The sequence below is a fragment of the Prevotella sp. P4-119 genome, from assembly GCF_002251345.1.
In the GTDB taxonomy this organism is placed as follows: Bacteria; Bacteroidota; Bacteroidia; order Bacteroidales; family Bacteroidaceae; genus Prevotella.
In genome coordinates, this window is record NZ_NPJB01000018.1 from 1 (window position 1) to 316 (window position 316).

The 316-nt window shown below is 39.6% G+C and carries 1 pseudogene; it reads left to right on the plus strand.

Annotated elements, in window-relative coordinates:
• Window positions 1–103: pseudogene (locus CIK89_RS13770) on the plus strand (DDE transposase); the annotation flags it as partial.
• Window positions 104–316 lie beyond the last annotated feature (213 nt).

Consider the following 316-nt stretch of genomic DNA (forward strand, 5'->3'; position numbering starts at 1 on the left):
TGCAGAGTCATTCAATGCTAAAATTAAGGCGTTTAGAGCTGCTTTAAGGGGAGTAACGGATATAAAGTTCTTTCTTTTCAGACTTACAAAGCTATATGCTTAATCCCCCTGGTTTATCGGGTGAGCCCTACTCTACGGCTCAATAGATTTTTCATAGGGGTAAATGAGGCTCAATAGATTTTTTCATAGGGGTAAATGAGTATGATTCATATGAAATGCTTACCTTTGCATCATGGAAGACAAAGGTTTGCTAATGTTGGCACGTATGGTGCTGCCCAAGGAAGTGCTTGACCACTTCATCATAACTGATATTGAG